Below are 3,434 nucleotides of genomic sequence, written 5' to 3'. Positions count from 1 at the left end.
CTTCCCTGATTCCTGCAAACTCCCTGCTGCCGAACAGCGCGCAACCTCACGATTAATGGTCGGAGCCATTCCCATATCGAGAAGACTTAACACGGCTTGCGTGGTCACGAAAAAACCAATCAAACCGTAGGCTTCTATTCCAAGATATTTAAGGTAAAACGGAACAACCGCCAACCCGACCAGCGCAGACCAAATCGAATTAGCCAACCCTGCCAGCAGATTGTGACCTAGCTTCACACGATATTACTCATGATAGGAGTTCGTATAATAGCCGTGACGTTTCACCAGCTCATCACGCTCAGCAGTCTTAAGATCTTCGCGCACCATTTCTCTAACCAGCTCCATGAAGGTAATTTTCGGTTGCCAGCCGAGCTTATTCTTAGCTTTTGACGGATCGCCAAGAAGCGTTTCAACTTCAGTGGGACGGAAATAACGAGGATCGACTGAGACAATGCATTTCCCTGATGCGTCATAACCTTTTTCATCCAAACCCTCACCCTCCCAACGAACAATAATACCTAGCTCCTTGGCGGCGATGTCGACAAAGTCACGCACGCTATATTGCACTCCCGTGGCGATGACGAAATCTTCCGGTTGCTCCTGTTGCAGCATGAGCCACTGCATTTCAACATAATCTTTGGCATGCCCCCAATCACGTAAAGCATTTAGGTTGCCGAGATAAAGGTGTTCCTGCAATCCAAGCTTGATGCGAGCCAATGCACGGGTAATCTTTCGCGTTACAAAAGTCTCCCCACGGACTGGCGATTCGTGATTAAACAGAATACCGTTGCAAGCATACATGCCATAGGCTTCGCGGTAATTGACCGTGATCCAGTACGCATAAAGCTTGGCAACCGCATAAGGTGAACGGGGATAAAATGGAGTTGTTTCTTTTTGCGGAATTTCCTGCACCAGGCCATACAGCTCGGAGGTGGAAGCCTGATAGAAACGGGTTTTCTTTTCTAAACCGAGGATGCGCATGGCTTCCAATACACGCAAAGCACCCAACGCGTCCGAGTTGGCGGTATATTCCGGCTCTTCGAACGACACTGCGACATGGCTTTGTGCGGCCAGATTATAAATCTCATCCGGCTGCACTTGCTTAATAATTCTGATCAAGCTGCTCGAATCGGTTAGGTCACCGTGGTGCAGAAAAAAGCGTACGCCATCCTCATGTGGGTCGCGGTACAGATGGTCAACTCGCGCAGTATTAAAGGACGAGGCGCGGCGTTTGATGCCATGCACGATATAACCTTTATTGAGCAAGAATTCGGCCAGATAAGCTCCATCTTGTCCGGTTACACCGGTGATCAATGCGACTTTTCTTGTTTGATTCATTTTAGTCTATTCTTTGTTTACAGTTATCGTCCGTAGTTATCTTCATAGCGCTGGATATCGTTTTCATCCAAATAATCGCCGACTTGTATCTCGACAATATGCAAAGGCTCACTGCTGCGATTTTCCAGACGATGTTTCGCACCTATCGGAATGTAGGTACTCTGGTTCTTATGCACAGTGATAACTTCATCGCCATTGGTGACGGTTGCCGTACCAGAAACGACTACCCAATGTTCGGAACGCTGTTTATGGCTTTGCAGGCTGAGCCGTGCGCCGGGCGCGACTTCGATACGCTTGATCTTGAAGCCTTCTGGATCGACTTCGAGCACGGCATAGTTACCCCACGGACGCATCACTTTCATATGCTGGACATGCTCGGTCGCGCCCTTTTCCTCCAACGCATCCACCACCTCGCGCACACGCTGAGTTTGGTCTTTTTTAGCGATTAACACGGCATCGGCCGTCTCAACCACACACAGATCTTCCACTCCAATCACTGCGATCAAGCGTTTTTCGGCACGAATCAAGCTGTTTTTGCAATCCACGGCGATAACATTGCCTTGCAAAGCATTACCATTTTCATCCTTGCCGGAAATTTCATGCACCGCTTGCCAACTGCCAACATCATTCCAGCCAATATCGCAGGGGATCAGCGAAACACGATCCGAGTTTTCCAGCACACCATGATCGATGGAGATGGACGGCATGGCAACGAAGTGTTTTTCTACCGCTTGCTGAAATCCGCCGCCAGCGAGGCTTTCAGCACGAATGGTTTCCACGACCTTATAAACCGCTGGCAAGTGTCGTTGAATCTCATCGAGAATCGCCGAGGCTCGCCACACAAACATGCCGGAATTCCAATAGTAATTACCTTCTTTAAGAAAACGTTCGGCAGTAGCTAAATCGGGTTTCTCGGTAAATCGCTCCACGTCATAAACGCTGGAACGGAATTCGAAAGCGGGGCTGTGAGTAGAGTCGTCCTGACAGCGCTGGAAACCGTTATTATCAATCCTACTTTTTGTCTTGATGTAACCGAATCCTGTATCAGGACGAGTCGGCTGAATGCCGAAGGTGACAAGCTTGCCTTCTTCGGCTGCCTGGATGGCGATGTCCAAATACAAGCGAAAACGCACTTCGTCTTTTATGACATGATCAGACGGCAACACAACCATAACTGGGTCGGCTCCGTTTGAAGTGAGATAAGCTGCCGCCAAAGCAATGGCTGGCGCAGTGTTGCGCCCGATGGGCTCAAATAGGGATTGATAGGGTAGCAGGGAGTGATAAGACTCGCCCTTGGCATGAGCCTCCTGCGTGATAATCAGGACATTCTTTTTTGCAATGACAGGGGACAGACGATTAATCGTGGCTTGCAGCATCGACACGCCTCCATCCAGCGACAAAAACTGCTTGGGCAAATTTTGTCGTGAAAGCGGCCATAAGCGACCACCACTTCCTCCCGCGAGTATTACCGCGCATATATCTTTTTGACTCATAACACTCTTGGATCCAACACTACTGAGACGCGCTGCTCAAAGCAGCGAACCACTGCCGACTTGCACTTGACCAAGCCAGTGCAAAATTGATAAACACGATACGCACCCGTTTCACTGTACATCATACTGGTCGCACTAATTACCGGTATTTTCACTGAGCACATTTACCACTTTTTGACACAGATTGTAAATATACGATCAATTGGTCGATCAAACGATCGTGATTAAAGTGCTCTTGATAATACCTGCGTCCATTGTTGCCCATTATTTCACGTTCACTGGATGATTGCCGATATAAACGCAAAATTGTATCCGCCAAAGCACCGGCATCTTCTGCTGGCGTAGCCAATCCCGCCCCGGATTCAACGACTAAACGAGCACCTTCACCATTCAAACAGGCGATGATCGGCCGCCCTGACGCCATGTACGCTTGAACTTTATTGGGAACCGTCGCCGCAAAGATTGGCTGATCTGTGAGCGTCACCAACAGCACTGACGCCTTCTGCATAAGGCCGGGCATCGTTTCCACGGGGAATCTTCCCGGCAGATGGAAATTGGTCAGCCCACGCTGCCGGACTTCCGTCAACATCCATTCGCGAGAAC

Annotated in this window: 4 protein-coding genes; all 4 read right to left on the bottom strand. The window is 49.3% G+C overall.

Features of this window, described 5'->3' with window-relative positions; genetic code table 11:
- Window positions 1-237: polysaccharide biosynthesis protein (locus tag WC734_06555; protein ID MFA6198778.1), on the bottom strand; the 237-nt coding region annotated here is incomplete at its 3' end.
- A 6-nt stretch (window positions 238-243) separates the two neighbouring features.
- Complete coding sequence (gene gmd / locus WC734_06550; protein MFA6198777.1) at window positions 244-1,338, bottom strand: GDP-mannose 4,6-dehydratase; 1,095 nt, start codon at window positions 1,336-1,338, stop codon at window positions 244-246.
- A gap of 23 nt (window positions 1,339-1,361) precedes the next feature.
- Window positions 1,362-2,831, bottom strand: coding sequence for a mannose-1-phosphate guanylyltransferase/mannose-6-phosphate isomerase (locus WC734_06545; GenBank protein ID MFA6198776.1), 1,470 nt, complete (start codon window positions 2,829-2,831; stop codon window positions 1,362-1,364).
- 151 nt (window positions 2,832-2,982) lie between these two features.
- A partial coding sequence (locus tag WC734_06540; protein MFA6198775.1) for a glycosyltransferase occupies window positions 2,983-3,434 on the bottom strand: 452 nt, incomplete at its 5' end.

Source organism: Patescibacteria group bacterium (assembly GCA_041661625.1).
GTDB lineage: Bacteria > Patescibacteriota > Patescibacteriia > JAHIZJ01 > JAHIZJ01 > JBAZUB01.
The sequence above is the reverse complement of the archived record's forward strand: the minus strand, read 5'-3'. Positions and strand labels throughout refer to the sequence as shown.